The organism is Microcella sp., from assembly GCF_030645145.1.
In the GTDB taxonomy this organism is placed as follows: Bacteria; Actinomycetota; Actinomycetes; order Actinomycetales; family Microbacteriaceae; genus Microcella.
In genome coordinates this window covers 1-3,001 of record NZ_JAUSMI010000138.1, presented here as the reverse complement: position 1 = coordinate 3,001, position 3,001 = coordinate 1, and the positions used below count along the sequence as shown (strand labels likewise).

Here is a 3,001-nt window from a genome sequence, read left to right as displayed (position 1 = left end):
TCGACGGGCTCCCACCCATCAGCCGAGTGTCACCAAGGTGACTGCCGAGTACACCTAGCCCGCGCCGGCCTCCCGAATCGAGCCCCTAGGCTCGACCATCATGGCGCTCCCCTCGCACGACACCCTCGTCAGCTACCCCGACGGCGCGACCGTCTCGACCGGCACCGTCCTCCACGTCGAGCCACTCGATGACGGGCTGAGCGCCGTCATCCTCGACACGACCGCCTTCCACCCCGTGGACACCGCCTGGCCCGACCAGCCCTCCGACCGCGGCGTCCTGCGCGGCCCGTCCGGTGAGGCTCGGATCGAGCGGGCCGTCATGGGCGGCATCCGCGACGGCGCGCTGCACCTCGGCCGCGAGCTGCCCGTCCGCACCGGCACCGAGGGCTGGACCTTCGTCGTCGCGCACCTCGTCGACGGCGCGGCACCGGCGGAGGGCGAGAGCGTCGAGGTCGTCGCCGACGCCGAACTGCGCGCGGCGCTCTGCGCGGGGCACACGGCCTGCCACCTCGCCTCGCTCGCGCTCGACGGCGCGCTCGCGGACTCGTGGACGAAGGAGACGCCGCGCGACGCGCTCGGGCATCCCGCGTTCGACCAGCTCGCGATCGTGACCTCGCGCATCCACGAGCACGGGTCGATCGACACCTACCGCATCGGCAAGTCGCTGCGCCGGAAGGGCTTCGCGCCCGCCGGGCTCGACGACCTCGACGCTGTCGCGGCGCGGGCGAACGCGCTGCTCGCCGACTGGGTGTCGCGCGGCGGACGCGTGCGCATCGAGCGCGACCACGACGCGATCACCGCGCGACGCACGTGGGTGTGCGCGCTGCCCGACGGCGAGGTGCGCATCCCGTGCGGAGGCACGCATGTCGACGACCTCTCCGCGTTCGCGGGCATCGAGGTCGTGCTCGAGCGGTCCGACGTCGACGGCGCGATCGAGCTCCTCATGACGACGACCGCGCGGATGGCCTGAGCGCGATCGGCGTCAGGCGCTCGGGAGAGGTCCGCGGCCGAGCCGGAGCGCCACTCCCCACGCGGTGACGCGCCACAGCGCCTCCCCCACGATGCCCGCGTGCATCTTCGAGCGGCCCGTGGCGCGCTCGACGAAGGCGATGGGGTGCTCGAGCACGCGACCGCCGCGGCGCTCGATGCGCCAGGCGAGCTCGACCTGGAAGCAGTAGCCGTGCGACGACACCACGGATCCGTCGAGGCCCGTGAGCGCGGCGGTGCGGTAGACGCGGAATCCGGCCGTGAGGTCCTGGATGCGCGAGCGCAGCATCCCCCGTGCGTAGCGGTTGCCGCCGCGGGAGATCGCCCGCCGCACCCCCGGCCAGTTCACGATGGCGCCGCCGGGGACCCAGCGCGAGCCGATCACGAGGTCGGCGGACTCGGCGTCGGCGAGGGCGATCATCGACGGGAGCTCGGCGGGGTCGTGTGAGCCGTCGGCGTCGATCTCGACGACGAAGCGGTAGCCCTCCCGCGCGGCGCGGGCGAAGCCGGCGAGGTAGGCCGAGCCGAGGCCGTTCTTCCCCGGGCGGTGGAGCACGCGCACGCCGGGGTCGTCAGCGGCGAGCTCGTCGGCGATGCGGCCGGTGCCGTCCGGTGAGGCGTCGTCGACGATGAGGACGTCGGCCTCGGGCACGGCGACGCGGATGCGCGCGAGGACGCCGCGGATGCTCTCGGCCTCGTTGTACGTCGGCAGCACGATGAGCGTGCTCGCGCCCGAGCGGCTCGCGCCCGAGCGGCTCGCGCCGCTCGCGAACCGGTCGAGCGGCGGTCGATCGGCGGTCACGCGTCCCTCCTCGGCGCGCTCGCGCGTCGAGCGGCGAACCCGGCGATCGCGAGGGCGCCGGCCGCGAGCAGGCACACGAACCACTCGAGCGTGCGGCCGAGGGCGTGCGCGGGCGTGATGACGTCGCTCAGCGGCACCTCCTGCACCATGACGCCCGCGGTGAAGAGCGGCAGGTCATCGATCGTCGAGCCGTCGGGCGCGATGATCGCGCTCGCGCCGACCGTCGACGCCTGCACGACGCTGCGGCCGGACTCGATCGCGCGCAGGCGGGCGATCGCGAGCTGCTGCACGCTCTGATCGGTGCGCCCGAAGTCGGCGTTGTTGGTCGGCGCGAAGAGCACGTTCGCGTCCTCATCGATCATGCGCGCGAGGAGGTCGTCGTCGACGATGTCGTAGCAGATCGCGACGCCCGCGATCACGCCGTCGAGCTCGAGCACGTTGTCGCGCTGGCCGATCGAGTAGTCGCGCGGCACGAGGTCGAAGAGGTCGGGGGCGAGCGGGTAGAGGAACTCGCGCTCGGGCAGGTACTCGGCGAACGGCACGGGATGGATCTTGTCGTACTGGTCGACCGCGCCCTCGCCCTCCCGCCACAGGAGGACGGAGTTGAACGTCTCATCGCCGTCGGCGGTGATGGTGCCGACCACCACCGGCGCTCCGAGTCGGGTCGACACCGAGTCGAGCGCCGCTGACGCGTAGTCCGAGCGCAGCGGGTCGAGATCGGAGGCGTTCTCGGGCCACACGACGACGTCGAGCGGCTCGTCGAGCTCGTAGAGCGGCAGCGTCGCGTCGAGGTGGTCCTGCAGGATGTCGCCCGGCTCGTACTGCGCGAACAGCCCCGTCTCGGAGTTGCCCTGCACCGCGCCGACGCGCACGCTGCCGCTCGTGACCGTGGGGAACGCCGGCCAGACGAGCATCGTCGCCGCGAGGCCCGAGACGAGCACGGCGCGCGACGCGACGGGCGTGCGCCGCTCGATCGCGACGGCCGCAAGGACCGCGGCGAGGAGGGCGAGGAGGAAGCTCAGGCCGGACATGCCGATCCACGCGACCCAGTGCGCGAGCGGGCCCTCGGATTGCGAGATCGCGAGCCTCCCCCACGCGAAGCCGCCCCACGGCCACACGTTCGAGATGCCCTCGCGCGCCGTCCACAGCCCGGCGAGGACGATCGGGAGGAGCAGCAGACGTCCGGCGACGCCGGGGAAGGCCACGGGCATC

3 protein-coding genes are annotated in these 3,001 nt (G+C 73.3%); 1 reads left to right on the top strand and 2 read right to left on the bottom strand.

What is annotated here, in order from left to right; all coding sequences use genetic code 11:
- Positions 1 to 100 precede the first annotated feature (100 nt).
- On the top strand, positions 101 to 970 hold the full coding sequence (locus Q7T15_RS09445; protein ID WP_304695623.1) for a metal-dependent hydrolase: 870 nt from the start codon (positions 101 to 103) through the stop codon (positions 968 to 970).
- 12 nt (positions 971 to 982) lie between these two features.
- On the opposite strand, the gene Q7T15_RS09440 is transcribed toward Q7T15_RS09445, so the two are convergent.
- Together Q7T15_RS09440 and lnt are read right to left on the bottom strand one after the other, a co-directional pair.
- Positions 983 to 1,789, bottom strand: a complete 807-nt coding sequence (locus Q7T15_RS09440; RefSeq protein ID WP_304695621.1) for a polyprenol monophosphomannose synthase — start codon at positions 1,787 to 1,789, stop codon at positions 983 to 985.
- The coding region (gene lnt / locus Q7T15_RS09435) for an apolipoprotein N-acyltransferase (protein ID WP_304695619.1) at positions 1,786 to 3,001 on the bottom strand (1,216 nt) is incomplete at its 5' end. The genes lnt and Q7T15_RS09440, both read right to left, overlap by 4 nt.